This window comes from Streptomyces sp. SID12501 (assembly GCF_010550245.1).
Lineage (GTDB): Bacteria > Actinomycetota > Actinomycetes > Streptomycetales > Streptomycetaceae > Streptomyces.
In genome coordinates this window covers 62,632-87,118 of the sequence record NZ_JAAGLU010000040.1, presented here as the reverse complement: position 1 = coordinate 87,118, position 24,487 = coordinate 62,632, and the positions used below count along the sequence as shown (strand labels likewise).

Sequence of the window (24,487 nt, the reverse complement as noted above, 5' to 3'; positions counted from 1 at the left end):
ACTTTCTGTCGCTGGCCAAGCAACACCTGTCCAACGACCAGTTGGTTCCCCCCGGAGGCTCCTTTGCCGCGCTTCAACCACTCGGCCCTCGTCATCGCGGCCCTGACGACGACCATCGCCGCGCTCTCGTTTCCGGTGTGGTCCTACGCCGACCGCTCAGGCACCGGCGTGTCGAACACGGCCGCCGGCACGGTGAACACCCAGTGGGGGCCGCTGACCGCCTCCGACCGCAGCCTGATCGTGCGCGTCCGGCTGGCCGGGCTGTGGGAAGCGCCCGCCGGGGAGAAGGCGATGGCGAAGTCCAGCAGCGCCACCGTCAAGGCGGCGGCGGACCACCTGCTGGTGGGCCACAGCGACCTGGACGAGCGGGTGCGGAAGGTCGCCGCCCAGCTCAACGTCGAGCTGCCCAACCAGCCGAACGAGGCTCAGCAGGGCTTCCTGGCCCAGATGGACGCCGCCCAGGGCAAGGAGTTCGACCGGGTCTGGTCGAGCCTCCTGCGGAAGGCACACGGGACGATCTTCCCGGACGTCGCGACGATCCGTAACCAGACCCAGAACTCGCTGGTGCGTCAACTGGCGACGGACACCAACCAGACCGTGCTCGACCACATCACGATGCTGGAGAAGACCGGCGCGGTCGACTTCGACGCCATCGCCAACGGCACGATCTGACTCGTGTACACGTGACGGCGGCCCGGGCCCGCTCGGTGTCCTGACCGCCTCTCACGTACGTCCCTCACCAGCCACGTATCAGTCCCCAACGACCAGTTGGGTTCCCCCGGGAGGCTCCCTTGCCCCGCATGAACGGCTCGTTCCTCGTCGGCCTCGCCATCGCAGGCACCATCGGCGCGGTCGCGTACCCCGTGTTCTACTCGTACCCGCATCGCAACGACGCCACGACGGCCGCCGCGATCACCGGAGACACGGTGAACACCCAGTGGGGGCCGCTGACCCCCTTGGACCGCGAACTCATCGTGCGCGTCCGGCTGGCCGGACTGTGGGAAATGCCCGCGGGACAGCAGGCGATGACGAAGTCCAGCAATCCCGCCGTCAGGGAGGCGGCCCAGCACCTGATCACGGGCCACGCCGACCTCGACAAGCGGGCACGGAGCATCTCCCAGCAGCTCGGTGTCCCGATCCCCAACCAGCCGAACGCACAGCAGCAGGGCTTCCTGGACCAGATGACGGCGGCCTCGCCCGCGGACTACGACAAGGTCTGGGCGAACCTCCTGCGACAGGCACACGGCAACATCCTCCCGGTCGTCGCGACGGTGCGGAACCTCAGCCGCAACACGCTCGTGCGTCAGCTGGCCTCGGACACCAACCAGACGGTGCTCGACCACATCACGATCCTGGAGAAGACCGGCCAGATCGACTTCCAGAAGATCGCCGAGAAGGCCGCCGGGCCCAGCGCCAGTCCGACCGGTCCGCCGCCGCCGTCCCCCGGAGTGGTGCCGCCCATCGCGCCCGCGGTGGAGCCGAGCAACTCCCAGGTGTCCTCGAAGCCGTCGCCGGGGGCACCCGGCACGATCAACACCAACCGGCCGGAGGCCCCGGACCCCAACAAGATCGCCCAGGGCCAGTAGTCGGACGGGAACGGGCGGGCGCAAGCTCAAATGTTGCTCTGAAAGTCGCCCGGGAGAGGTTCGACCCCGGGAACCCGGGCCATCACTCCGTGGACCGAGAAGGTCGGAGAAGGGGACGGACCATGAAGCGACCGGAGCGAGTGGAGCGGCTGGGTACGGGCATCGGGTGGCGGCCGGAGATCGCGGACGCCGTGGAGGCCATGCCGGGAATCGACTGGGTCGAGGCCGTGGCCGAAAACCTCTGCCCGGGGCATCTTCCCGAGTCGCTGCTGCGGCTGCGCGAGCGCGGCGTGACCGTCGTTCCGCATGGTGTCTCCCTGGGCCTCGGCGGCGCGGACCGGCCCGCCGAGGACCGGCTCACCGCGCTCGCCGAGCGGGCCGAGGCGCTGGGCTCACCCCTGGTCACCGAGCACATCGCGTTCGTCCGGGCCGGCGGTCCGCTGACCGCGTCCCCGCTGCTGGAGGCCGGGCACCTGCTGCCCGTGCCCCGCACCCGGGACGCGCTCGACGTGCTGTGCGAGAACGTCCGCATCGCGCAGGCGGCACTGCCGGTGCCGCTCGCCGTCGAGAACATCGCCGCGCTCCTCGCCTGGCCCGGCGAGGAGCTCACGGAGGGCCAGTTCCTGTACGAACTGGCCGACCGGACCGGCGTACGCCTCCTCATCGATGTCGCCAACCTGTACACGAACCACGTCAACCGGGGCGAGGACCCGGCGAAGGCCCTGGCCGAGCTGCCCGTCGAGGCCATCGCGTACGTCCATGTCGCGGGCGGCTTCGAACGGGACGGCGTCTGGCACGACAGTCACGCCCACCCGGTCCCGCCCCAGGTCCTCGGCATCCTCACGGACCTCGCCTCCCGGGTCACCCCGCCCGGCGTCCTGCTGGAGCGGGACGACAACTTCCCCGAGGCGGGCGAGCTGGAGCGGGAGCTGGACGCGATCCGCGGGGCACTGAAGGCGGCTGTGCCCTCGGAGTCGGCCACCGCGAAGGCGACGACAGCCGCACCCATGACCGAGGCCGACCAGGCACCACCCGACTCCGCCCCCGCCCGCCAGCGCCTCGCCCTCGCACAGGCCGCGCTGCTCTCCGCGCTCGTCGCGGGGACGCCCGCGCCGGAGGGGTTCGACCGGGTACGGCTCGGGGTGCAGTCGCGGGCTCTCGGGGCGAAGCGGGCCGATGTCGTGGCGAAGGTCGCGCCGGAGCTGCCGGAGATCCTCGGCACCGCATACCGGCCCGCCTTCCTCGCGTACGCGCACGGGCACCCGATGTCCGACGGTTACCGGCACGACGCGCTGGACTTCGCCGCGCACCTGCTGCTCGGCGGGCAGCCCGGGGAGGCGGAGAGCCGGCGGCGGCTGCGCGAATGGTGGCTGGACCGCTCGGGTCCGGCCCCGCGCTCCCAGCGCCCCACGGCCCGGCTGGCCCGCGCCACCCGACGGGTACTCCTGCGCCGCTGACGCACGGGGGCTCCGAGCGACGAACGTCACTCCCCCCGCGTACGCCGTCCCACCTGCCGCCGCCGGGCGGGCACCTCCACCTCAACCCGCGCAAACTGTGCGGGGGTTAACAGTGCCGCCCATTACACGACACTTCGCCGTCCGGTTTGTTGGCACTTCACATGGTATACACCGGACTCGCGCTCCCTCATCCGGCGTCCGCGCCCTCCACCAGGGCCGTCTCCTCTCGTACCGCAGCCGGCGTAGGGCCCGCAGTACGATGCGAACTCCGTGCCCGAAGCGCATTAGCGTGCGGTGCCGCAAGCAGGAGGCACCATGCGATTCATCCACCGTCCCGGTCTCGGCGGCACCGGGCTCATCGTCGCCGGTCTGGCGACGACCCTCGTGGCACTGGTCTTCCCGGTCTGGTCGTACACCGACCGTTCCGGGACCGGTGTGGACGTGCTCAACGCGCAGACCGTGTCGACACGGTTCGGCCCGCTGTCGGCGCTCGACCGCGAGTTCCTCACCAAGGTCCGGCTGGCGGGGCTGTGGGAACTGCCCGCCGGCCAGCAGGCCCAGGAACGCGGCACCACCGAGGCCGTACGGATCGCCGGCCGGCATCTGATCGAGGGGCACACGTTCCTCGACGGGCGGGTCCGGGACGTGGCCTCGCGGCTCGGGTTCGAACTGCCCAACCAGCCGAGCGAGCAGCAGCGCGGGTGGCTCAGCACCATGGACGCGGCCCACGGCGAGGACTTCGACCGTGAGTTCGCCAACCTGCTGCGGATGGCGCACGGCAAGGTGTTCTCCGTCGTCGCGCAGGTCCGCGCGAGCACCCGAAACTCCCTGGTCCGTGCCCTCGCCGACGACGCGAACAGGACCGTCCTCGACCACATCCAGGTCCTGGAGGCCACGGGGTACGTCGACTTCGACGCCCTCGCCCAGGGCATGGCCGCCGCGAGCACCCCGCCACTCACCAACTCCCCGGCCCCGCCCGGCCCGACGACCGCCCCCGTGTCCGCCGTGCCGGTGACACCCTCGCCGGCCGCGACCTATCCGCTGCCGCCTCCGGCGACCAGCCCGCCGCCGAGGCCGGCGGAGCCCACCCGGACACCCTGAACAGGCCCGGATTCCGCCACCGCGCATACGTCGCGTACCGGCCATACCTCGTCCATATCCTGAAAGCCCATGGCGTTCCGGGCACCCTTCGCATAGAACAACGGCATGTTCTGGTCCTTCCTCCTGCTGCTGGCCTGGATCGCCGCCGGTACGGCGTGCCTCCGGCTGTGTCTGGCCGCCGTGCACGCGGCTGCCGTCGATCCGGACGCGGGCCCCGGCGGACGCGGGCATGACCTGACGCTGTACGAGGCCGCGTTCCTGTCCGGCGGACCGGCGCGGGTCGCCGATCTCACGCTGGTGTCGATGGCCCGCCAACGGCGGCTGCTGCTCGCCCACACCGGCTGGGCGACCGTCGTGGACCCGAGCGGGCGCGACGAGATGGAACGGTCGGTGATAGGCGCCATCGGGCCGGAGGGTCAGTCGCGCATCGCTCCGGTACGGACGGCCGCGGCCGGCACGGAGGCCGTACGGAGGCTCGCGGACCGGCTCGTCGCGGCGGGCCTGGCCGTGCCCGAGGGCACCAGGCGCGGGATCGCGTTCGCGGTCCGTCAGGCGCGGGCAGCCGCGCTGGCCGTCGTCGTGCTGGGCGCGGTGGCCCTGCTGATGCCGGGGCGGGGTGCCGTGCCGCGCGACCTGGTCGCCCTCTGGTTCGCGCTCCCCCTCGTCCTCACCCTGAGCTGCCTCGCCATCGCGCGGATCGAGGTCCACCCGTACTCGCGCTGGGCGTCACCGGCCGGACAACGGCTGCTCACCACCCTGACCCGCCGGACCAGGACCGCCGACATCCACAGCTCCGGCGACGAACGCACGTACCTCACCTCCGTCGCCGTACTCGGGGTCCGCGCGGTCGACGAGCCCGATCTGCGCGCCGCCTTCGCGCACCGGGAGCCGTAGGGCCGGTCCGGCGGATCATGGCGGACACCCCGGCGCCCCGGGGGTGTGCGGGGGCGCATAGGAGTGCTCGCGGCGACACCGGGCGGGCGGTGCTTGCCTTCGCCGACCGGCGCCCGAAACATCCCTTCTGTTGCCACCGAAGGGATACGCGATGCGAGCTGCCGCCCTCTACTCTGCTGCCGGGTCCTTGCTGCTGACCACTCTGGCCGCCGCCCCGGCGGACAGCGCCCCGGGCCGGTCCGGCCTACCGGGAGGTCCCGGCTCGGCCGAGTTCCGGGGTTCCGTGCTGGCCGCCGCGCGCGCCGGGGCGGCCGGTATCCGCTTCGGGAAGTGCGCGGAGGCGGAGGAACTGCCGGACAGTGTGCGCTGCGGCACCGTCACCGTGCCGCTCGACTACGCGCACCCCGACGGCAAGCAGATCAAGCTCACCGTCAGCCGCACGGAGGCGACCGGCAAGGACCCGCGCGACCCCGAGCACAAGGTGGAGCGCCAGGGCGCCCTCGTCTACAACCCGGGCGGCCCCGGCGCGTCCGGCATGTTCTTCCCGATGATCGGCGTCATCCCGGAGTGGAAGCGCATCGCAGGGGCGTACGACCTGGTCGGATACGCCCCGCGCGGGGTGGCCCGGTCGGCGCCGCTGTCCTGCAAGGACCCGAAGCACTTCTTCAAGGGACCCACACCGGCACCGCTGCATCCCTCGGAGTCGTACAAGAGGGAGCGGATCGCCGAGGCGAAGGCGTACGCGCGCGGGTGCGCCGAACGCTCGGGCGACGCGCTGCGCCACTACCACTCCCTCAACAACGCCCGTGACCTGGACGTTCTGCGCGCCGCGCTCGGCGAGGACCGGCTGACGTTCATGGGCGCCTCGTACGGCACGTACTTCGGGGCGCTGTACGCGACGCTGTTCCCCTCGCACGTACGGCGGATGGTGTTCGACTCGGTGGTGAACCCGGACCCGGCCGGGATCTGGTACCGCAGCAACCTCGACCAGTCGGCCGCGTTCGAGAACCGCTGGGCGGACTTCCGGGCGTGGGTGGCCCGGCACGACGACGTGTACGGGCTCGGCGCCACGCCGGAGGCGGTGCGGCGGAGTTACGACAGGGCGGCGGCCCGGCTCGCCGCCGAGCCGGCCGACGGGAAGGTGGGACCGGGACAGTTGCAGGGCGCGTTCCTGCAGGCCGGGTACTACGACGACTACTGGCCGCACCGCGCCCACGCCCTGGCCGCCTACCTCAAGGGTGATCCGCAGCCGCTGATCGACCAGGCGGCGCCGGTGACGGAGGCGGCCGTCGAGGCGGAGAACGGCAACGCGGTCTACACGGCCGTCGAGTGCAACGACGCGCCCTGGCCGACGAGTTGGCGGGTCTGGGACCGGGACAACACTCGGCTCGCGCGCACGGCGCCCTTCGAGACCTGGGACAACGCGTGGATGAACCTGCCGTGCGCCTACTGGCCGGCGCCCCGGCAGACGCCCCTCGACGTGCGGACCGGGCCGGGCGAGCTGCCACCGGTGCTGATCCTGGCGGCCGAGCGGGACGCGGCGACACCGTACGCGGGCGCGCTCGAACTGCGGCGCCGACTGCCCGGCTCGGCCCTGGTGACCGAGCGGGGCGCGGGCACGCACGGCATCGCGGGCGGCCCGAACCGGTGCGTCAACGCCCACCTGGACGCGTATCTGCTGACGGGCCGCCTGCCGGGGCGGAGCGCGGACTGCGCCCCGCACGCCGAACCGCGACCCGCGGCCCCGGGCGGCCGTTCCGGCAAGGGAAAGGCAGCCTGAAGCATCCGGGAGCCGCCGTGAGGAGACCGCCGATCAGCTCGCCGGTCTCCTCACGGCAGCCCGTGCCGCATCTCCCGGGGGACGAACCCCGGCACCCCGGCCGCCCGGAGAGCACCGCCTCCGGTCAGGCGAGCCCTTCGATCAGTTCGGCAACCGCCTTGCGGCGCCCGGTGTAGAACGGGACCTCTTCGCGGACGTGCATACGGGCCTCGGAGGCGCGGAGGTGGCGCATGAGGTCGACGATGCGGTACAGCTCGTCGGCCTCGAAGGCCAGCAGCCACTCGTAGTCGCCGAGGGAGAACGAGGCGACCGTGTTGGCGCGCACGTCCGGGTAGCCGCGGGCCATCTTGCCGTGGTCGGCGAGCATCCGGCGACGGTCCTCGTCGGGCAGCAGGTACCAGTCGTACGAGCGCACGAACGGGTAGACGCTGATGTAGTTCCGGGGCGTCTCGTCGGCCAGGAAGGCGGGGATGTGCGAGCGGTTGAACTCGGCGGGACGGTGCAGCGCCATGTTCGACCACACCGGTTCCAGGGCGCGGCCCAGCCTGGTGCGGCGGAAGAGGTTGTACGCCTCCTGGAGCTGGTCGGCGGTCTCGGCGTGCCACCAGATCATCAGGTCGGCGTCGGCGCGCAGCCCCGAGACGTCGTACGTGCCGCGGACGGTCACGTCCTTCGCGGCGAGCTGGTCGAAGAGCTCCTGGACCTCGTCGGCGTAGCCCGTGCGGTCCTCGGGCAGGACGTCCTTCAGCTTGAAGACGGACCACAGGGTGTAGCGGATGGCCTCGTTGAGGTCCTTGGCCAGCTTGCCCTTGTTCGGGATGCGGGCCGCGTCGGTGGTGGGGGCGTCGTCACTCATGCGCCTATTCTCCCGCTCCGCCGGGCGCGCTTCGCACCGGGTCGGCATCGAGCGGCTCCGGCGGCTGAACGGGCCGAAGCGGTCCGAGCGCGTCGACGGCCGCGTACGCGCTCGCGATGCAGGCCGGGATGCCGACCCCGTCGTACGCCGCGCCGCACACGGCGAGACCCGGGAGCTTGGCGATGTGTTCGCGGATGCGGTCCACGCGCGCGTGGTGGCCGACGGGGTACTGGGGCAGGCCGTCGTCCCAGCGGGTGACGCGGGTCTCGACGGGGGCCGCCGTGAGTCCGGTCGCCTCCTTGAGGTCGTGGCGTGAGACCTCGACCAGGTCGGCGTCGGGGCGCTGGAGGATCTCCGTCTCCGCGTACCGCCCCACGGAGGTCCGCAGGACGAGCAGGTCCGGGTTCTCGTCGGCGATCCAGCCCCACTTCTGGGAGGCGAACGTCGACGCCTTGATGGTGCGTCCGTCGACGGGCGGCACCAGGAAGCCGCTGCCCTCGGGGAGGCTGCCGTCGGCGCAGCGGTAGGCCAGGGTGATCAGGGCCATCGAGGCGTACTCCACGCCCGCGAGTTCGGCGGCGGCGGCCGGTGCCTCGGCGCGGAGCAGACCGGCAGCCACCGGGGTCGGTACGGCGACGACGACCCCGTCGGCGTCGAGCACCCGCTCCCCGGCGACGACCCGCCACGCCGCCGGCGTCCTGGCCGTCCGGCGAAGCTCGGTCACGGGTGCCCCTGTGACGATCTCGCCGCCCCTCGCGCGCACCGACTCCGCGACGGCGAGCGGCAGTTGGCCCACGCCTCCCTGGATGCCCATGAAGACCGGACCGCCCTGCTGGGGAGCAGCGGCCATCCGGGCCTGGATGCCGCGCACGCCCTCCGTCAGGGACGCGTGCTTCTTCGCCACCTCGAAGAGCTGGGGTACGGCCGAGCGCATCGAGATGCGGTACGCGTCGCCCGCGTACACCCCGCCCAGCAGCGGCTCGACCAGCCGGTCGACGACCTCGCGGCCGAGGCGCGCGGCGACGAACTCCCCCACCGCCACGTCGTCCCCGACCTCCGTGCGCGGCAGGTCGGCGTCGCGCCCGATACGGGCCAGTCCCTCGTCCGACAGGACACCGGCCAGGACCGAGGCGCTGCCGGGAACGCCCATGACGTGCCCCTTGGGAAAGGGGCGCAGGGCGCCCCGGGTCCAGATCGAGGCCGTCGAGGTGGCGGGCGGCCGGAGCAGGTCGCCGAGGCCCACCTCACGTGCCAGCGCGACGGCTTCGGGCCTCCGCGCAAGCATCGACTCGGCGCCGAGATCGACCCGCGCGCCCGCGATCTCGCCGGGCAACAGCTTGCCGCCGACGCGTTCCGACGCCTCCAGGACCGTGACTCTCACACCCCGGTCCAGCAGCCGGTGGGCGGCGGCCAGACCCGCGATCCCGCCCCCGATGACGACGACATGCCCGGCACCCGCACGGGCCTCCACTGCGCTCATGCCACCAGCCTCTCAGACCCCACTGACACTCCCGTCGGCGCACGCCTCGCCCCCGGTGTCCTGCACGAGTCCCGACCGTGACCTCATCGGGACCGTAACCGGCCAACGTCCCGGCCCCTTCAGGCGTCGAAGGAGCGTCAGTCGTGCACCACGACATCGCAAGACATTCCAAACAGTACAAAAATTCCAAAACGTTCCGACGACAGCCCTCGGGGGGATCCGCAAGATGAACACCCTGCGCACAACCCATGCACGACACCATGTACGTCCTGTTCAGGCCCTGGCGGGCATCCTCCTCGCCGCGGCCCTCGCGCTCACCGGCTGCGGCGCCGGCGCCAACGACATCGGCACGACCAGCGACTCGGGAGGCTCCGCGAAGAAGGCCGACTCGGGCGCCCTGGAGGACCAGGCCGGGTCCTACAGCAAGCCGGGCGCCCAGGCCAGTGCGGCGCCCCAGACGGCGGTCGGCCCGCACATCATCCGCACCGTGTCCGTCTCCGTGCAGGTCAAGGACGTGTCGAAGGCCTTGGCCAAGGTCCGCACCGCCACGGCGAACGCGGGCGGTTTCGTCGGCAGCGAGACGACGACCCTGGACGAGGAGGAGGGCGGCGAGAACACCGACGTCGTCCTGCGGGTGCCCGTCGCCGAGTACGAACAGGTCCTCAAGGCCCTGGAGGGCACCGGCAAGCTCCTGCACCGGGAGGCGGAGGCGAAGGACGTCACCGAGCAGGTCGTCGACGTGGAGAGCCGCATCACCACGCAGCGCGCCAGTGTGAACCGCATCCGCGAGCTGATGGACAAGGCCACCAAGCTCTCCGACGTGGTCACGCTGGAGGGCGAGTTGAGTCGCCGTCAGGCCGACCTGGAGTCACTGCTCGCCCGCCAGGCCTCCCTCAAGGACCGCACCTCCCTGGCCACGATCAACCTCTCCCTGTCCGAGACCCCGCCCAAGGAGTCCGACGAGAACGACGACCCGGGCGTCCTGGACGCCCTCTCCGGCGGCTGGAGCGCGTTCGTGTCGATGCTGCGCTGGATCGTGGTGGCCCTCGCCGCGGTACTGCCGTTCGCGGCTGTGGCGGCCCTGCTGGTGTTCGCGTGGCTGCGCCTCACCCGCAACCGCCGACTGCGCCCCGCACCGGCGACAGCCACGGGCCCCGCACCGGCGGCCTCCCTGCCGACGGCTCCCCCGGCACAGCCGAACGGCCCGGACCAGGACTGAAACGAAGGGTCCCCGTAGCGTGTTCGCATGAGCATGAGTGATGGCGATGCCGATGGCCGTACGAGCGACACGAAGCGTGGGACCGAGCGTCTGGTGGTGATCGGCGGCGACGCGGCGGGCATGTCCGCCGCGTCGCAGGCACGCCGGCTCAGGAAACCCGGCGAACTGGAGATCGTGGCGTTCGAACGCGGCAACTTCACCTCCTACTCGGCGTGCGGCATCCCCTACTGGGTGAGCGGCGACGTCCCGGACCGGGACATGCTGATCGCCCGCTCGGCCGAGGAGCACCGGGCCCGCGACATCGACCTGCGCATGCGTACCGAGGTCGTGGAGATCGACGTTCCGGGCGGCCGGGTACGCGCCCGTGACCTGGAAACGGGCGCCGAGTCATGGACGTCGTACGACAAACTGGTGATCGCCACGGGCGCCCGTCCGATCCGCCCCTCACTGCCGGGTGTCGACGCCCCCGGGGTACACGGCGTACAGACCCTGGACGACGGCCAGGCACTCCTGGACTCCCTGGCCACCACCAGGGGCCGCCGCGCGGTCGTGGTCGGCGCGGGCTACATCGGCGTGGAGATGGCCGAGGCGCTCATCAAGCGCGGCTACGAGGTGACGGTCGTCAACCGAAGCAGGGAACCGATGTCCACGCTCGACCCGGACATGGGCAGCCTGGTGCACGAGGCGATGGAGGGCCTGGGCATCACCATGGTGAACGACGCCGAGGTCACCAAGCTGCTCACCGGCGACGACGGCCGGGTCCGCGCTGTGGCCACCGAGGACGCCGAGTACCCGGCGGACGTGGTCGTGCTCGGCATCGGCGTCCGCCCCGAGACGACGCTCGCACAGGCGGCGGGACTGCCCGTGGGCGACCACGGCGGCCTTCTCACCGACCTGGCGATGCGGGTGCGCGGGCAAGGGAACATCTGGGCCGGCGGCGACTGTGTCGAGGTCCTGGACCTCGTCTCCGGCCAGGAACGGCACATCGCCCTCGGCACGCACGCCAACAAGCACGGCCAGGTCATCGGCGCGAACGCGGGCGGCGGCTACGCCACCTTCCCCGGCGTGGTCGGCACCGCCGTGAGCAAGGTGTGCGACCTGGAGATCGCCCGCACCGGCCTGCTGGAAAAGGACGCGCGCCGGGCGGGCTTCCGGTTCGTATCGGTCACCATCGAGTCGACGAACAGCGCGGGCTACTTCCCAGGCGCAGCCCTGATGACGGTGAAAATGCTCGCCGAACACCGCACGGGCCGTCTCCTCGGCGTCCAGATCGTCGGCCGCGAGGGCGCGGCGAAGCGGGTGGACATCGCCGCGGTGGCCCTCACGGCATCCATGACGGTCGAACAGATGACAGCCCTGGACCTGGGCTACGCCCCACCGTTCTCCCCGGTCTGGGACCCGATATTGGTAGCAGCCAGGAAGGCAAGCACGGCGATCCGCAAGGGTGCCTTCTAGCTACGCAGAGGGTGCCTTCCGAACAGGCGCACGAGGAACCCACCCAGGGGCGCGGGGAACTGCGCGACAAGCCACAACGGACCCGCACCCGGTGTCAAACCGCACCCCCTGCGGCGCTACGCCGTCCCGTTGATCCGGTCGATAGCCTGCCGAGCCTGCTCCGCCGGCGGCCGGGACGGCAACGCGGACACGGACGCCGACGCCGAAACAGACGGCGCCTGCTGCTGAGCCTGTGCCGGCTTCGCGTGGGCGCCGAGCCCACTGGACCGCAGCCGATGGCTCACCGCCTCGTCGAGCGACACCGGCCGCTGCATCTGCGTGGCCAGCCGTCCCGCCTCCTGGCCGAGCCGGGCCACGTCCTCCCATGGCAGGTGGACCACCAGCGCGATTTCGGCCTCGCCGTTCGGCAGAGCCTGCACCGACTGCATCGGAGGAGTAACTCGGTCGTTCATCGCCTGTTCCTCACGTCGTCCCCGCGACCGCCTTCGTCGTGCCGCGGACGTTGAGGACAGATACGGACACACGGACAGTCGCGTTCACCGATTCGCGAGACGCATCGCGGGCAGTAATTCCTTGTGGTCATCCCCGTCCATGACGTGAACCCCGCAAGCCGCACCCCCTGGGTCACGTACGCGCTGATCGCCGCCAACGTCCTCGTGTTCCTCTCCATGCCCGGCACAGTGGGCTCGGTGACGGGCGAGAGCGGCCTGGCACAGTTGTGCCATCTCCAGGCCTTCCTGGACCAATATGCCGCCGTACCACAGGAGTTGATCCACCATCAGCTGCCGCGCCTGGTGCCGACGGGCGACGTCGGGATCGGCGCCGGAGGCCCCGGCTGTGTGGTCGGCCCTCCGGGCTACGACAAGTCCCCCGCGCTCTCCGTGTTCACGGCGATGTTCCTGCACGGCGGCTGGCTGCATCTGCTGGGCAACATGCTGTTCCTGCTGATCTTCGGAAACAACATCGAGGACCGCCTCGGACATGTGCGGTACGCGCTCTTCTACGTCGCATGCGGCTACGCGGCGTCGTACGGCTTCGCGCTCGTCAACGCCGACTCGGGCGACCCCCTGATCGGCGCCTCAGGGGCGATCGCCGGTGTCCTGGGCGCCTATCTGGTGCTGTTCCCGAAGGTCAGGGTCTGGGTCCTGGTGCCCTTCCTGGTCTTCCTGCCGCTGCGGCTGCCCGCCTGGATGGTGCTGGGCTTCTGGTTCGTGCTGCAGGCGGTGTACTCGTCGGGCGAGGGCGTCACCGGGGCCGGCACCGTGGCGTACGCCGCCCATGTCGTCGGCTTCCTCGCGGGCATGCTGCTCGCCTGGCCGCTCAGGGCAGGCACCCCGCCGCCGCCCGAGCCGGGCCGCCTGCTGTGGGGCAGGCAGGCACGGCATACGTGGTGACGGGCGCCACCCCCGACTCGGCGAATCAGCGGGCGGTGTTCGTGTGGACGTACTCCACGAGGCGGGTCAGGGCGTCCGGGGGCGTGTTCGGCATGACGCCGTGGCCGAGGTTGAAGATGTGTCCCTCCAGGCCCTTCGCGGAGTCGAGGACCTCGCGGGTCTTGGCCTCGACGGCCTCCGTGGAGGCGAACAGGACCGTCGGGTCGAGGTTGCCCTGGAGCGCCTTTCCGGGGCCGATGCGACGGGCGGCCTCGTCGAGCGGGACGCGATAGTCGACGCCCATGACGTCCACACCGGCCTCGCTCATGGGGGCGAGCAGCTCGCCGGTGCCGACGCCGAAGTGGATTCGCGGCACGCCGTACCCCTCGACGGCCTTGAAGACCTTCCGGGAGGCCGGGAGGACCGAGCGGCGGTAGTCGGCCGGGGCGAGGGCGCCGGCCCAAGAGTCGAACAGCTGGACGGCGCTGGCGCCCGCCTCGATCTGGACCTTGAGGAAGGCCGCCGTGATCGCGGCGAGGCGGTCGAGGAGGTCGGCCCAGAGCTGCGGGTCGCCGTACATGATCGCCTTGGCGTTCTCGTACGTCCGCGACGGGCCGCCCTCGACGAGATAGCTCGCGAGGGTGAAGGGCGCGCCGGCGAAGCCGATGAGCGGGGTGGAGCCGAGCTCACGGGTGAGCAGGCCGATGGCCTCGGTGACGTACGGGACGTCCTCGGGGGTGAGGTCGCGGAGCTGGGCGAGGTCCGCGCGGGTACGGATCGGCTTCTCGACGACCGGGCCGACGCCGGGCTTGATGTCGAGGTCGATGCCGATGGCCTTGAGGGGGACGACGATGTCGCTGAAGTAGATCGCCGCGTCCACTTCGTGCCGGCGCACCGGCTGGAGGGTGATCTCGGCGACCAGCTCGGGCCGGGTGCAGGACTCCAGCATGGGGATGCCCGCGCGGACCTTGTGGTACTCGGGCAGGGAGCGCCCGGCCTGGCGCATGAACCACACGGGCGTGTGCGGCACCGGCTCGCGTCTGCACGCCTTCAGGAAGGCGGAATCCTGCACGGCGTCGTTCTTGACGGCGGCAGACGTCGCTGTCGGCTGCTGGCCCGCGGGGCTCTGGTTCGCGCTCACGACCAGAAGTCTCGCACGCCCCACCGACAGTCCCGCGAACAGCCCTGCCGACGGCTCTCACCGGACTGTGGCCCGTCCCACGGGTGTCCCTCCCCGCACAGAGGCTCCGTTCCCCTTAATCTTCCCCGCATGGCTGCGGCTCAAGGACGACTGTCGGACGGCGCTGGTGGAATGGACGACGCGAAGGGGGGAGACCGGGATGCGGTGGAGACGGCTCCGTTGCCCTTCCGGGCCGCTGTCGACGCGTTGCGGACCGCGCGGCTGAGGCCGCAGATCGAGATCGAACCGACGCGGGCGCCCCAGCGCCTGGCTCCGTACGCGTACGCACTGGAGGCGGCGGTGGTCGACGGCGAGGAGGATCTGGCCGACGGCCGGCTCGTCCTGCTGCACGACCCGGCCGGGCACGACGCCTGGCAGGGCTCCTTCCGGCTGGTGACGCTGGTGCGCGCCGAGCTGGAGCCGGAGATGGCCGCCGACCCGCTGCTGCCCGACGTGTGCTGGTCATGGCTCACCGGGGCGCTGCAGGCGCGCGGGCTGTCGTACGGCGAGGCCAGCGGCACGGTCACGCGCGCGAGTTCGCACTACTTCGGCGGGATGTCGGAGCGGCCGCCCGCCTCCCAGATCGAGATCCGTGCCTCCTGGACGCCCCGTGAGGGCCTCGGCGGTGCCCCGGACACCGCGTCCCACCTCGCCTCCTGGTGCGACCTGCTCGCCCAGATCGCGGGCCTGCCACCGGCCGGCCCCGGGGACGCGTCGGTGGTGACGCTGCCCCAGCGTCGGGGGCCCCAGTCCCGCTGACCCACCCTGAGCACCCGCTGACCCACTGAACGGCCTTGCGGTCCCCGTACGGGGACCGCAAGGCCGTTCCTCTGCGCCCCCTCCATGCACCCTCTCCCTCCCGGTATCGGCACGCCGTCTTTAGTAGCTCTTTGTCGATACGGCCACTTTCGGCCGCGTATCGACGCAGAGCGAAACCGTTCGGTCTTCGGATGATCGATCGCGTGTCCGAATTGCACGGATTGTTACTCACCAGATCGTGATCTTTCTCTAAAGGAGCACAGGTTTGATGCCGAAGACCTCTGTGACCTTGAAAGCACGGTCGATCCGGTTTCACCCCCAGGACCGGATCCGTTCCGCACTCCAGGAGGCCTGGTGTCCGTTCTTCTTGAGCAGCCCGCAAGCCTGGTCGCCTACCGCCCGAACAAGCCGACCGCCATGGTGGTCGTGGCCGACCCCCGCGTCCGCTCCACCGTCACCCGCCATCTGTGGGCGCTCGGTGTGCGCGATGTGATCGAGGCCTCGTCCATCGCGGAGGCTCGTCCCCGCATCGGCAACCCCCGCGACATCTGCGTCGCCGACGTCCACCTGCCCGACGGCAGCGGGCTCACCCTGCTGTCCGAGACCCGTGCCGCGGGCTGGCCCAACGGCCTGGCCCTGTCCGCCGCCGACGACATCGGAGCCGTGCGCAACGCCCTCGCGGGCGGCGTGAAGGGCTACGTCGTCACCGGCACCCGCAACAACATCGGGCTTCCCAACCGACCGGGCGGCGCCCCCATCGGCGCCGGCGCCCGTATGCACCGCCGTCCCCCGGGCGCCCCGAGCCACCCGGGCGGCTACCGCGAGCTGTCCGGCCGCGAGGTCGAGGTCCTGCGACTGGTCGCCGAGGGCCAGTCGAACAAGGCGATCGGCGTCTCCATGGGCCTGTCCGCGCTGACCGTCAAGAGCCACCTCGCCCGTATCGCCCGCAAGCTGGGCACGGGTGACCGTGCCGGGATGGTGGCGGTGGCCCTGCGGACCGGAATCATCCACTGACACCGATCCTGATCCCGACCTGATCACCGGCCTTGATCACTGATCCTGATCACTGACGAACGACCATCGGCGACCGGCCACTGACGACCGCTTCGCCCCCACTCCTGACCGAGATGACCGACAGAATTCACTGACACGTGTGACACGTGACCGGTTTACGACCCCAAGGCGCCCGCCGACGGAACGTTCCGTCGGCGGGCGCCGTCCATACACAGATACCCTTGACAGGTGACCGAAGCCCAAGAGACCGCAGCAGACAGCTCACTGCGAACCACCGGAGGCGCTCCTCCGGACGACAACGGATCTTCTGAGGCTCAGGCGCCGATCCCGCTCCTCGAACCCCGTGACGGGATTCCGCCCGTCGTCGCCGACGAGAACTCGCTCGCCGAGGTCATCGCCGCGTTCGCCGCGGGCACCGGCCCGGTCGCCGTCGACGCCGAACGCGCGTCCGGTTACCGCTACGGACAGCGCGCCTATCTGGTGCAGTTGCGTCGTGAGGGCGCCGGCACCGCACTCATCGACCCCGTCGCCTGCCCCGACCTGTCGGGCCTCGGTGAGGCGCTCAGCGGCGTGGAATGGGTGCTGCACGCCGCCACCCAGGACCTGCCCTGTCTCCGCGAGATAGGTATGGTCCCCACTCGCCTGTTCGACACCGAACTGGCCGGACGGCTGGCCGGGTTCCCCCGGGTCGGCCTGGGCGCGATGGTCGAGGGTGTCCTGGGCTTCGTACTCGAGAAGGGCCACTCCGCGGTCGACTGGTCGACCCGGCCGCTGCCCGAGCCCTGGCTGCGGTACGCGGCACTTGACGTCGAACTCCTGGTCGACCTGCGGGACGCGCTGGAGAAGGAGCTGGACCGGCAGGGCAAGCTGGAGTGGGCCCGCGAGGAGTTCGACGCCATCGCTTCGGCGCCGCCGCCTGAGCCCCGCAAGGACCCCTGGCGGCGTACGTCCGGAATGCACAAGGTGCGTCGGCGCCGGCAGCTGGCCGTCGTACGGGAGCTGTGGGAGACCCGGGACGGGATCGCGCAGCGCCGTGACGTGTCTCCGGGCAAGGTGCTGTCGGACGCGGCCATCGTCGAGGCCGCGCTCGCCCTGCCGGTCAACGTCCACGCACTGGCCGGGCTGACCGGCTTCGGGCATCGGATGGGGCGGCGGCAGCTGGAGCAGTGGCAGGCGGCGGTGGACAGCGTGAAGGAACTCACCGACGCGCAGCTGCCCCAGCCGGGGCAGCCCGTGATCGGGCCTCCGCCGCCGCGCGCCTGGGCCGACAAGGATCCGGTGGCCGCGGCCCGGTTGTCCGCCGCGCGGGCCGGGGTTTCCGCCCTGGCCGAGCAGCTGAACATGCCTCAGGAGAATCTGATCACCCCGGACACGGTGAGAAGGGTCTGCTGGGAGCCGCCCACTCCTGTGGACGCAGGGGCCGTGGCGATCGCCCTCGCGGGGTACGGGGCCAGGACCTGGCAGGTGGAGCAGGTGACACCGGTTCTGGTCGAGGCACTCTCCGCCGAGGCACCATAGACACAGTGCGGGATCACCTGGTCGCTCCCTTCATGAAGCCGTTGTAGATGAACCTCTGCAACGACAGAAAAGCGATCAGTGTCGGCAGGATGACCAGGACCGCACCGGCCGAGATGGTCTCCCAGTGGGCCGCGAAGGGTCCCTTGAAGCGGAAAAGGGACGTCGAAATCACGCCAAGATCTTCGGACGGCATGTAGAGGAAGGGGATGTAGAAGTCGTTGTAGACGGTGATCCCCTTCACGATCACCACCGTGGCGATCGCCGGCCTGAGCAGCGGGAAGATGATCTTCCGGTAGATCGTGAAGGCGTTGGCTCCGTCGAGGCGTGCCGACTCGTCCAGGGAGATCGGGATCGACCGGACGAACTGCAGGAAGATGTAGATCGACACGATGTCCGTGCCCATGTAGAGCACGATGGGCGCCCAGAGGGTGTCGAACATGCCGAAGCTGTTGACGATCTGGAACGTCGCCACCTGCGTGGTGACGCCGGGGACCAGGGTCGCCACCAGGAACAGGGCGATCACCAGTTTCCGGAAGCGGAACGTGAAGCGGTCGATCGCGTACGCCGTCATCGAGCCGATGAGGACGGTTCCCGTGACGGCGAACAACAGGATGAAGGCCGTGTTGGCGAACGCGGCCAGCATCTCGCCGTCCTGGAACGCCGTCACGTAGTTGGTGAAGTTCAGGAGGTCGCCCGGCAGCGAGAGCGCCCCGCTGTCGTCCGCCATCTCCTGCTCGGACTTGAGCGAGGTCAGCACGATCACGGCCAGCGGCAGCAGGACGACGACGACCGCGAGGACCAGGGACAGGTACACGAACGTACGGGCAACCGCTCGGCGCGTCATACGAGATCCACCCTGTCGTCCGGAACGAGCCACCGCTGTACCCAGGTCGCGGCGAGCACGATCAGCAGCAGTACGACGGCCGCCGCCGAGGCGAGCCCCGTCTTGTTGAACTGGAACGCCAGCTTCACCGTCTGGATCACGAAGGTCTCGGTGCCGGTCGCCCCGCCGGTCATGATGTACGGGATCTCGAAGACCGACAGCGAGCCCGAGATCGAAAGGATCACGGTCAGGCTCAGCACCGGTTTGATGCCCGGCGCGATGATGTACCGGAACTGGTGCCAGCGGTTCGCCCCGTCGAGTTCCGCCGCCTCGTACAACTCCCCCGGGATGGACTGGATCGCGCCCAGGAACAGCACGAAGTTCAGGCCCGTGTAGCGCCAGACCGAGACGCCGGCGAGCGAGATGTTCGCCGAGGCCGGCGTGCCCAGCCAGGCGTGGCCGGTGTGGACGCCGAACACGCCCAGCACCGAGTCGAGGGTGCCGCCGTCCTGGAAGAAGTAGAGGAACACGAAGCCGATCGCTACCCCGTTGATCAGGTACGGGAAGAACAGCACGCCCTTGAAGAAGTTCCGGAAACGGACGTTGAAGCTGAGGATCGTCGCGAAGTAGAGCGCGGCGACGATCTGGAGCGCGGAGGCGGCGAGGTAGTAGCCGCTGACGAAGAAGACCTCGAACAGCTCGGGGCGGGTGAGGAGTTCGGTGTAGTTCTCGGCGCCCGTGTAGTGCAGTTCGGGGCTGACGCCGTCCCAGTCGGTGAAGCTGTACGCGACCATGTTGACGATCGGCGCGTAGGTGAAGGTCAGGAGCAGCGCGAGCGGGGCGATCAGGAACAGCCAGGGGGTCACCCCCCGCCACAGGCGTGCCCTGCGCGGGGGTGACGGCGGGCCCGGGGTGCCGGTGGCGGGCGGGGGCGGCGGTTCCTTCCGTCGCGCCGCCCTTCGCCCCGTCAGGCCGGCCTCGGTCGTGTCCGTCACTGCGTCCCCACGGACTGCTGGGCGTCGGTCCAGCGCTTGCCGAGGTCCCCGAGGAAGTCGTCGAGGCTGCCCTTGCGGGCGCCGCGGGCCAGGTCGACGAGATCCTGGCGGTAGTCCGGGGCGTAGAGACCGACCTCCGACTCGGTGTCGATGAGCTTGAGCTGCGCGCCCGCGGTGTCGTCGACCTCGATGAACTTCACCCCCGCCTCTTCGTACGGCTGAAGCACCTCGGGCAGCGGAGCGTCCTTCAGCGGGGAGATGGCCAGGTTGTCGTCCGCGTAACCGGACTTGTCGGTGAACCAGTCGATCCAGGCCCGGGCCGCCTCCTTGTGCTTGCTGTGGACGTTGACGGCCTGGTTGTAGTCGGGGCCGACAACGGCGCAGAACTCTCCGCCGACCTGGGCCGGGAAGGGCATGAAGCCGATGTCGGCGGGGTCGACGCCGGCCTTCTTCGCGGCGTCCTGGAACTGGACGATCGCCCAGGTGCCGAGCCACTGCGTGGCGATCTCGCCCTTCGCCATCCGGGGCTTGGACGCCTCCCAGTTGGTGGTCGTCGGGTCCTTCTCGGCGAGCCCGTCGTGCACGATGTCGTACAGCAGGGTGTCGCCGACGCGCAGGTCCGCACCCTTGGCCCATGGGTCGCTCTCGACCAGCTTCGTCGTCGCCCCGGTGTCGCAGCCGACCGAGCCGTTGACGGACGTCCATGACGTGAGCGGCCACTGGGCGGCGAAGTTGGTGTAGTACGGGTCCGCGTCCGTCTTCGACTTGATCGCCTTCAGGGCGGTGATGAACTCGGCGGGGGTGGTGGGCCAGTCGGTGATCCCGGCCTCCTGCCAGATCCTCTTGTTGTAGAGGAACCCGGGAGCCACTCCTACCGGACTCTGGCCGTAGACCTTGCCGCCGACGGTGGTGAAGTCGGTGAAGCGGTACTTCTTGGCGCGCTCCGCCCGGGTGCCGAGCGAGGCGAAGAACTTCGGGTAGTCGCTCTTCTTGATCACGGCGGGGATCAGCAGGACATCGCCGTAGTTCTCCGTGTTCATCCGGATCTTGACTTCGGCCTCGTAGTTGGTGAGGCCCTCGAACTCGACCTTCACCTTCGGGTACGTCTTCCGGAAGTCGTCGGCGTACTTCTTCAACGTTCCGTCCTGCAGGAGATCGGTCCGCACGGTCAGGACCTTGATGGTGCCGGTCACTCTTGACGGATCGTCAGGCGCTTTGGCGTCGGCGCCCTTTGACGTTCCTCCGGTTCCGGTGCACGCGGAGAGCAACAGGCCGGCGGTGAGGAGTGCGGGAATCATGCGGCGGTTCATGTGCGTCAGCTCCGTTCGGGACGGACGAGCACTACTGGGATGGCTGATTCGGCACTCTGACACCACTTACTGAACCGGTACAGTCCCTATTCCGCCAAGGGTGCCACCATATTTTCCGCGCCTGACCCCCGCGGGAATGGAACGGTTTAGGAGTGCGCATGCTGGAGGCCACACCACTCACCGAGGGCTGGACCGTGCGGTACGAGGCGGGCGAACTGCCGGCCGGCGTCCCCGGGTGTGTGCACACCGACCTGCTGGCGGCCGGAGTGATCCCGGACCCCTTCATCGGCCGGAACGAGGCGGAGGTCGCGTGGGTGGGGCGCCGCGAGTGGATGTACGAGACACAGCTCGCGGCCCCCTCTGCGCATGAGCGGACCGATCTCGTCTTCGACGGGCTCGACACCGCAGCCGAGATCCGGCTCGACGGTCAACTCCTGGGCCGGGTAAGGAACATGCACCGCTCCTACCGCTTCGACGTGACTGGTACGAGCGGGCGGCTGTCCGTGCTGTTCGCGTCTGCCTACGCCGAGGCCGAGGCCGTGCGGGAGCGGCTGGGTGAGCGGCCCGGTGCCTATGCCGAGCCCTACCAGTACATCCGGAAGATGGCCTGCTCCTTCGGCTGGGACTGGGGGCCGACCCTCGTCACCGCCGGGATCTGGCGGCCGGTACGCCTGGAGTACTGGTCGACGGCCCGGATCGCCCGGGTGCGCCCCGAGGTGACGGTCGACGAACACGGCCTGGGGCACGTGAAGTTGGCGGTCGACGTAGAGCGCACCAGAGTCGGGGCCGGGCTGACGCTGGAGGCCCGGGTGAGCGGTGGCGGACTTTCCGGTGGCGGTGAGGTACTGGCGCGCGGCGAGGTCGACGGGACCAGCGGAGTCGTACGGCTGGAAGTGCCCGACGTGGAGCTGTGGTGGCCTCGGGGTTACGGGCAACAAGCGCTCTACGAAGTTGAGTTGACGCTCCTCCATGGCGATGTCCCGCTGGACGGCTGGCAGCGGCGGGTCGGGTTCCGGACCGTCCGGCTCGACACGTCCTCCGACGCGCACGGGACCGGGTTCACCCTGGTCGTCAACGGGGAGCGGCTGTTCGCGCGGGGCGTCAACTGGATCCCGGACGACGTGTTCCCGTCCCGGATCACCCCGGAGCGGTACCGGGAACGGCTCGCACAGGCGGCAGGCGCCGGTGTGGACCTGGTCCGTGTGTGGGGCGGCGGGATCTACGAGAGCGAGGACTTCTACGACGTCTGCGACGAGTTGGGGCTGCTGGTCTGGCAGGACTTCCCCTTCGCGTGCGCCGCCTATCCCGAGGAGCAGCCGCTGCGCGGCGAGGTCGAGGCGGAGGCCCGGGAGAACGTCGTACGGCTGATGCCGCATCCCTCGCTCGTGCTGTGGAACGGGAACAACGAGAACCTGTGGGGCTTCAGGGACTGGGAGTGGGAGCGGCGGCTCGCCGGGGAGTCGTGGGGCGAGGGGTACTACCTGGGTGTACTGCCGCGCATCGTGGCCGAGTTGGACCCCACGCGGCCCTACACGGCGGGCAGTCCCTGGTCCGGGTCCTGGCAGCGGCATCCGAATGATCCGGCGCACGGTACGCACCACTCGTGGGAGGTGTGGAACCGGGAGGACTACGCCGACTACCGGCTCGAAGTCCCGCGTTTCGTGGCCGAGTTCGGGTGGCAGGCACCGGCGGCGTACGCCACGATGCGGCGCGCGCTGCCCGACGAGACACTCGCCTCGGACTCTCCCGGCATGCTGCATCACCAGAAGGCCGACGACGGGAACGGCAAGCTGGAGCGCGGGCTCGCCCGGCATTTCCCCTTGCCGGAGGGGGACTTCGACCGGTGGCACTACCTCACCCAGGTCAACCAGGCCCGTGCCGTCGCCGCCGGGATCGAGCACTGGCGTGCGCACTGGCCGGTGTGCGCGGGGACGATCGTCTGGCAGCTCAACGACTGCTGGCCGGTGACGTCCTGGGCGGCGGTCGACGGGGACGGGCGCGAGAAGCCGCTCTACCACGAGCTGCGACGGCTGTACGCGGACCGGCTGCTCAGCCTTCAAGTCCGGGGGGAGGAAGTGGTGTTGGCCGTCGTCAACCAGGCGGCGGAGAAGTGGGCGGGGACGGTTGAACTGCGGCGGGTGTCCGTGGACGGAAGCATGGTCGGTGAGTCGGTGCGGGTCGGGTTCGTGGCGGAGCGGCGGGCGGTCGCCGAGGTGCGGGTGCCGGGGGAACTCGTGCCGGTGGGGGCCAAGGAGTTCCTGGTCGCGGATGTCGACGCCGGTGCGGAGGGGGGCGGCGGGTCCGACGGGTCCAGCGGGGAGAGGCTGCGGGCGCTCTATTTTCCCGTGCCGGACCGTGAAGTCCCTTACCCCCGGCCTGAGTTCGACGTGAGTGTCACTCCGGGGGCGGTCACGGTGACGGCTCGTACCCTCGTACGGGATCTGCTGTTGCAGGCGGACCGGCTGGACCCGGGAGCGCGGGCCGATCGCGGGCTGGTGACCCTGTTGCCCGGGGAACGGGTGACCATCGGGGTGCGTGGCTGGGAGACTCCGGATGCCGAGACCGCCCGATCGGCCCTGTACTGCGTGGAGCCCGCCAGATGACGGCATTGCCGACCCCCCGCGTCACCATCAAGGACGTCGCCGCACGCGCCGGCGTGTCCAAGGGGGCCGTGTCCCTCGCCTTCAACCACAAGCCGGGGCTCGCCGAGGCGACCCGGGACCGGATCTTCACCGCCGCCCGTGAGCTGGGCTGGGAGCCGAACCTCACCGCGCGGTCGCTGGCCGGGGCCCGGGTGGACGTGGTGGGGCTGGCGATCTGCCGGCCGGCCCGGCTGCTCGGGCTCGAACCGTTCTACATGGACTTCATCTCGGGCGTGGAGAGCGTCCTGACCGAGCATGCGTGCTCGCTGCTGCTCAGGCTCGTACGGAACCTGGAGGAGGAGGTCGGGCTCCAGGAGTCCTGGTGGAGGGGGCGGCTCATCGGCGGGGCGATCCTGGTGGACCTCCGGGCGGACGATCCCCGGGTACCGGCCGTCGAACGGCTCGGGATGCCGGCGGTCGCGGTCGGGCATCCGTCGTTCACCGGCGGCCTCACCTCGGTGTGGACCGACGACGCCACGGCCGTGACGGAGGCGGTTCGGTATCTCGCGGCGCTCGGGCATCGGCGGATCGCCCGGGTGGGGGGTGCGGCGGCTCTCGGGCACACGAACATCCGTACGGCGGCTTTCGACGAGGCCGCGCGGGGGCTCGACCTGGCCGGGGCGTGGCAGGTCTCGACCGACTACTCCGGCGACGCGGGGGCCCGGGCCACCCGGTCGCTGCTGTCCGCCGCGCCGGCGGACCGGCCCACGGCGATCCTGTACGACAACGACATCATGGCGGTGGCGGGCCTGTCCGTGGCCGCCGAGATGGGGCTGAGCGTGCCGGCCGACGTGTCGCTGCTGGCCTGGGACGACTCGCAGCTGTGCCGGTTGACCCGGCCCACGTTGTCGGCGATGAGCCACGATGTGCACGGGTTCGGGGCGGACGTCGCCCGGACACTGTTCGAGGTGATCGCCGGAGGGGGCGGCGGGTCGCATCCGGTGGCTACGCCCGTGCTCACTCCGCGGGGTTCCACCGCGCCGCCCAGGGGGTTCCCGCACTCCTGATGTAACCGGCGGTAACATGTGAGCCGTGTGACGTTCGC

The 24,487-nt window shown here is 70.6% G+C and carries 21 protein-coding genes; 14 read left to right on the top strand and 7 right to left on the bottom strand.

The window, feature by feature from the left end; all coding sequences use genetic code 11:
* Window positions 1–63 precede the first annotated feature (63 nt).
* The 6 genes from G3I71_RS36835 (at window position 64) to G3I71_RS36810 (ending at window position 6,818) form a co-directional block, all read left to right on the top strand.
* Window positions 64–672 carry a DUF4142 domain-containing protein gene (locus tag G3I71_RS36835; protein ID WP_164321795.1) on the top strand — a complete coding sequence of 203 codons (609 nt, stop codon included), beginning with the start codon at window positions 64–66 and terminating at the stop codon, window positions 670–672.
* A gap of 119 nt (window positions 673–791) precedes the next feature.
* Complete coding sequence (locus G3I71_RS36830; RefSeq protein ID WP_164321793.1) at window positions 792–1,586, top strand: DUF4142 domain-containing protein; 795 nt, start codon at window positions 792–794, stop codon at window positions 1,584–1,586.
* 122 nt (window positions 1,587–1,708) lie between these two features.
* Window positions 1,709–3,043, top strand: a complete 1,335-nt coding sequence (locus G3I71_RS36825; protein ID WP_164321791.1) for a DUF692 domain-containing protein — start codon at window positions 1,709–1,711, stop codon at window positions 3,041–3,043.
* 315 nt (window positions 3,044–3,358) lie between these two features.
* Window positions 3,359–4,144, top strand: a complete 786-nt coding sequence (locus tag G3I71_RS36820) for a DUF4142 domain-containing protein (RefSeq protein ID WP_164321790.1) — start codon at window positions 3,359–3,361, stop codon at window positions 4,142–4,144.
* 105 nt (window positions 4,145–4,249) lie between these two features.
* Window positions 4,250–5,038, top strand: a complete 789-nt coding sequence (locus G3I71_RS36815; RefSeq protein WP_164321788.1) for a TIGR04222 domain-containing membrane protein — start codon at window positions 4,250–4,252, stop codon at window positions 5,036–5,038.
* A 151-nt stretch (window positions 5,039–5,189) separates the two neighbouring features.
* Window positions 5,190–6,818: an alpha/beta hydrolase gene (locus tag G3I71_RS36810; protein WP_164321786.1), complete on the top strand. Its 1,629-nt coding sequence runs from the start codon at window positions 5,190–5,192 to the stop codon at window positions 6,816–6,818.
* A gap of 124 nt (window positions 6,819–6,942) precedes the next feature.
* On the opposite strand, the gene hemQ is transcribed toward G3I71_RS36810, so the two are convergent.
* Both hemQ and hemG read right to left on the bottom strand, forming a co-directional pair.
* Window positions 6,943–7,674 (bottom strand): hydrogen peroxide-dependent heme synthase, encoded by a 732-nt coding sequence (gene hemQ, locus G3I71_RS36805; RefSeq protein WP_164321785.1) that lies wholly within the window; start codon window positions 7,672–7,674, stop codon window positions 6,943–6,945.
* Window positions 7,675–7,678: 4 nt separating this feature from the next.
* The gene (hemG, locus tag G3I71_RS36800; protein WP_164321783.1) at window positions 7,679–9,154 is read right to left on the bottom strand and encodes a protoporphyrinogen oxidase; all 1,476 of its coding nucleotides are present in this window, start codon (window positions 9,152–9,154) and stop codon (window positions 7,679–7,681) included.
* Between the two features lie 226 nt (window positions 9,155–9,380).
* On the opposite strand from hemG, the gene G3I71_RS36795 reads away from it, so the two are divergent.
* Together G3I71_RS36795 and G3I71_RS36790 are read left to right on the top strand one after the other, a co-directional pair.
* A complete protein-coding gene (locus G3I71_RS36795; protein ID WP_164321781.1) occupies window positions 9,381–10,373 on the top strand; it encodes a DUF4349 domain-containing protein in 993 nt (330 codons plus the stop codon).
* Between the two features lie 27 nt (window positions 10,374–10,400).
* Entirely contained in the window at window positions 10,401–11,828 is a 1,428-nt protein-coding gene (locus G3I71_RS36790; RefSeq protein ID WP_164321779.1) for an FAD-dependent oxidoreductase, read from the top strand.
* A gap of 116 nt (window positions 11,829–11,944) precedes the next feature.
* On the opposite strand, the gene G3I71_RS36785 is transcribed toward G3I71_RS36790, so the two are convergent.
* Entirely contained in the window at window positions 11,945–12,280 is a 336-nt protein-coding gene (locus tag G3I71_RS36785) for a hypothetical protein (RefSeq protein ID WP_164321777.1), read from the bottom strand.
* A gap of 123 nt (window positions 12,281–12,403) precedes the next feature.
* Between G3I71_RS36785 and G3I71_RS36780 the strand changes: the two genes are divergently transcribed.
* On the top strand, window positions 12,404–13,222 hold the full coding sequence (locus G3I71_RS36780; protein ID WP_164321775.1) for a rhomboid family intramembrane serine protease: 819 nt from the start codon (window positions 12,404–12,406) through the stop codon (window positions 13,220–13,222).
* A 25-nt stretch (window positions 13,223–13,247) separates the two neighbouring features.
* On the opposite strand, the gene hemE is transcribed toward G3I71_RS36780, so the two are convergent.
* Window positions 13,248–14,342 carry a uroporphyrinogen decarboxylase gene (gene hemE / locus G3I71_RS36775; protein WP_164321774.1) on the bottom strand — a complete coding sequence of 365 codons (1,095 nt, stop codon included), beginning with the start codon at window positions 14,340–14,342 and terminating at the stop codon, window positions 13,248–13,250.
* A gap of 171 nt (window positions 14,343–14,513) precedes the next feature.
* Between hemE and G3I71_RS36770 the strand changes: the two genes are divergently transcribed.
* From G3I71_RS36770 to G3I71_RS36760, 3 genes are all read left to right on the top strand, one after another.
* Window positions 14,514–15,140 (top strand): DUF3000 domain-containing protein, encoded by a 627-nt coding sequence (locus G3I71_RS36770; RefSeq protein ID WP_203732326.1) that lies wholly within the window; start codon window positions 14,514–14,516, stop codon window positions 15,138–15,140.
* A gap of 354 nt (window positions 15,141–15,494) precedes the next feature.
* Complete coding sequence (locus G3I71_RS36765; RefSeq protein WP_164321772.1) at window positions 15,495–16,154, top strand: response regulator transcription factor; 660 nt, start codon at window positions 15,495–15,497, stop codon at window positions 16,152–16,154.
* Window positions 16,155–16,382: 228 nt separating this feature from the next.
* Window positions 16,383–17,672, top strand: coding sequence for a ribonuclease D (locus tag G3I71_RS36760; RefSeq protein ID WP_164321771.1), 1,290 nt, complete (start codon window positions 16,383–16,385; stop codon window positions 17,670–17,672).
* Between the two features lie 13 nt (window positions 17,673–17,685).
* On the opposite strand, the gene G3I71_RS36755 is transcribed toward G3I71_RS36760, so the two are convergent.
* The 3 genes from G3I71_RS36755 to G3I71_RS36745 all read right to left on the bottom strand — a co-directional run bounded on the left by G3I71_RS36755 (window position 17,686) and on the right by G3I71_RS36745 (window position 20,800).
* A complete protein-coding gene (locus G3I71_RS36755; protein ID WP_164321770.1) occupies window positions 17,686–18,516 on the bottom strand; it encodes a carbohydrate ABC transporter permease in 831 nt (276 codons plus the stop codon).
* Window positions 18,513–19,373 (bottom strand): carbohydrate ABC transporter permease, encoded by an 861-nt coding sequence (locus tag G3I71_RS36750; protein WP_239149565.1) that lies wholly within the window; start codon window positions 19,371–19,373, stop codon window positions 18,513–18,515. Before G3I71_RS36750 ends, G3I71_RS36755 begins: the two co-directional genes overlap by 4 nt.
* A gap of 113 nt (window positions 19,374–19,486) precedes the next feature.
* Window positions 19,487–20,800 (bottom strand): ABC transporter substrate-binding protein, encoded by a 1,314-nt coding sequence (locus G3I71_RS36745; protein WP_164321769.1) that lies wholly within the window; start codon window positions 20,798–20,800, stop codon window positions 19,487–19,489.
* 158 nt (window positions 20,801–20,958) lie between these two features.
* Between G3I71_RS36745 and G3I71_RS36740 the strand changes: the two genes are divergently transcribed.
* Window positions 20,959–23,403, top strand: coding sequence for a glycoside hydrolase family 2 protein (locus G3I71_RS36740; protein WP_164321768.1), 2,445 nt, complete (start codon window positions 20,959–20,961; stop codon window positions 23,401–23,403).
* Window positions 23,400–24,449, top strand: a complete 1,050-nt coding sequence (locus tag G3I71_RS36735) for a LacI family DNA-binding transcriptional regulator (protein WP_164321767.1) — start codon at window positions 23,400–23,402, stop codon at window positions 24,447–24,449. The genes G3I71_RS36740 and G3I71_RS36735 overlap by 4 nt, the downstream gene beginning before the upstream one ends.
* The last annotated feature ends 38 nt before the right edge of the window (window positions 24,450–24,487 follow it).

Coding starts and splice junctions, on each gene's coding strand:
- G3I71_RS36825 (WP_164321791.1), top strand. CDS start 1,709: ATGAAGCGACCGGAGCGAGTGGAGCGGCTGGGTACGGGCATCGGGTGG.
- G3I71_RS36820 (WP_164321790.1), top strand. CDS start 3,359: ATGCGATTCATCCACCGTCCCGGTCTCGGCGGCACCGGGCTCATCGTC.
- G3I71_RS36815 (WP_164321788.1), top strand. CDS start 4,250: ATGTTCTGGTCCTTCCTCCTGCTGCTGGCCTGGATCGCCGCCGGTACG.
- G3I71_RS36810 (WP_164321786.1), top strand. CDS start 5,190: ATGCGAGCTGCCGCCCTCTACTCTGCTGCCGGGTCCTTGCTGCTGACC.
- hemQ (WP_164321785.1), bottom strand. CDS start 7,674: ATGAGTGACGACGCCCCCACCACCGACGCGGCCCGCATCCCGAACAAG.
- hemG (WP_164321783.1), bottom strand. CDS start 9,154: ATGAGCGCAGTGGAGGCCCGTGCGGGTGCCGGGCATGTCGTCGTCATC.
- G3I71_RS36795 (WP_164321781.1), top strand. CDS start 9,381: ATGAACACCCTGCGCACAACCCATGCACGACACCATGTACGTCCTGTT.
- G3I71_RS36790 (WP_164321779.1), top strand. CDS start 10,401: ATGAGCATGAGTGATGGCGATGCCGATGGCCGTACGAGCGACACGAAG.
- G3I71_RS36785 (WP_164321777.1), bottom strand. CDS start 12,280: ATGAACGACCGAGTTACTCCTCCGATGCAGTCGGTGCAGGCTCTGCCG.
- G3I71_RS36770 (WP_203732326.1), top strand. CDS start 14,514: ATGGACGACGCGAAGGGGGGAGACCGGGATGCGGTGGAGACGGCTCCG.
- G3I71_RS36755 (WP_164321770.1), bottom strand. CDS start 18,516: ATGACGCGCCGAGCGGTTGCCCGTACGTTCGTGTACCTGTCCCTGGTC.
- G3I71_RS36745 (WP_164321769.1), bottom strand. CDS start 20,800: ATGAACCGCCGCATGATTCCCGCACTCCTCACCGCCGGCCTGTTGCTC.
- G3I71_RS36740 (WP_164321768.1), top strand. CDS start 20,959: ATGCTGGAGGCCACACCACTCACCGAGGGCTGGACCGTGCGGTACGAG.
- G3I71_RS36735 (WP_164321767.1), top strand. CDS start 23,400: ATGACGGCATTGCCGACCCCCCGCGTCACCATCAAGGACGTCGCCGCA.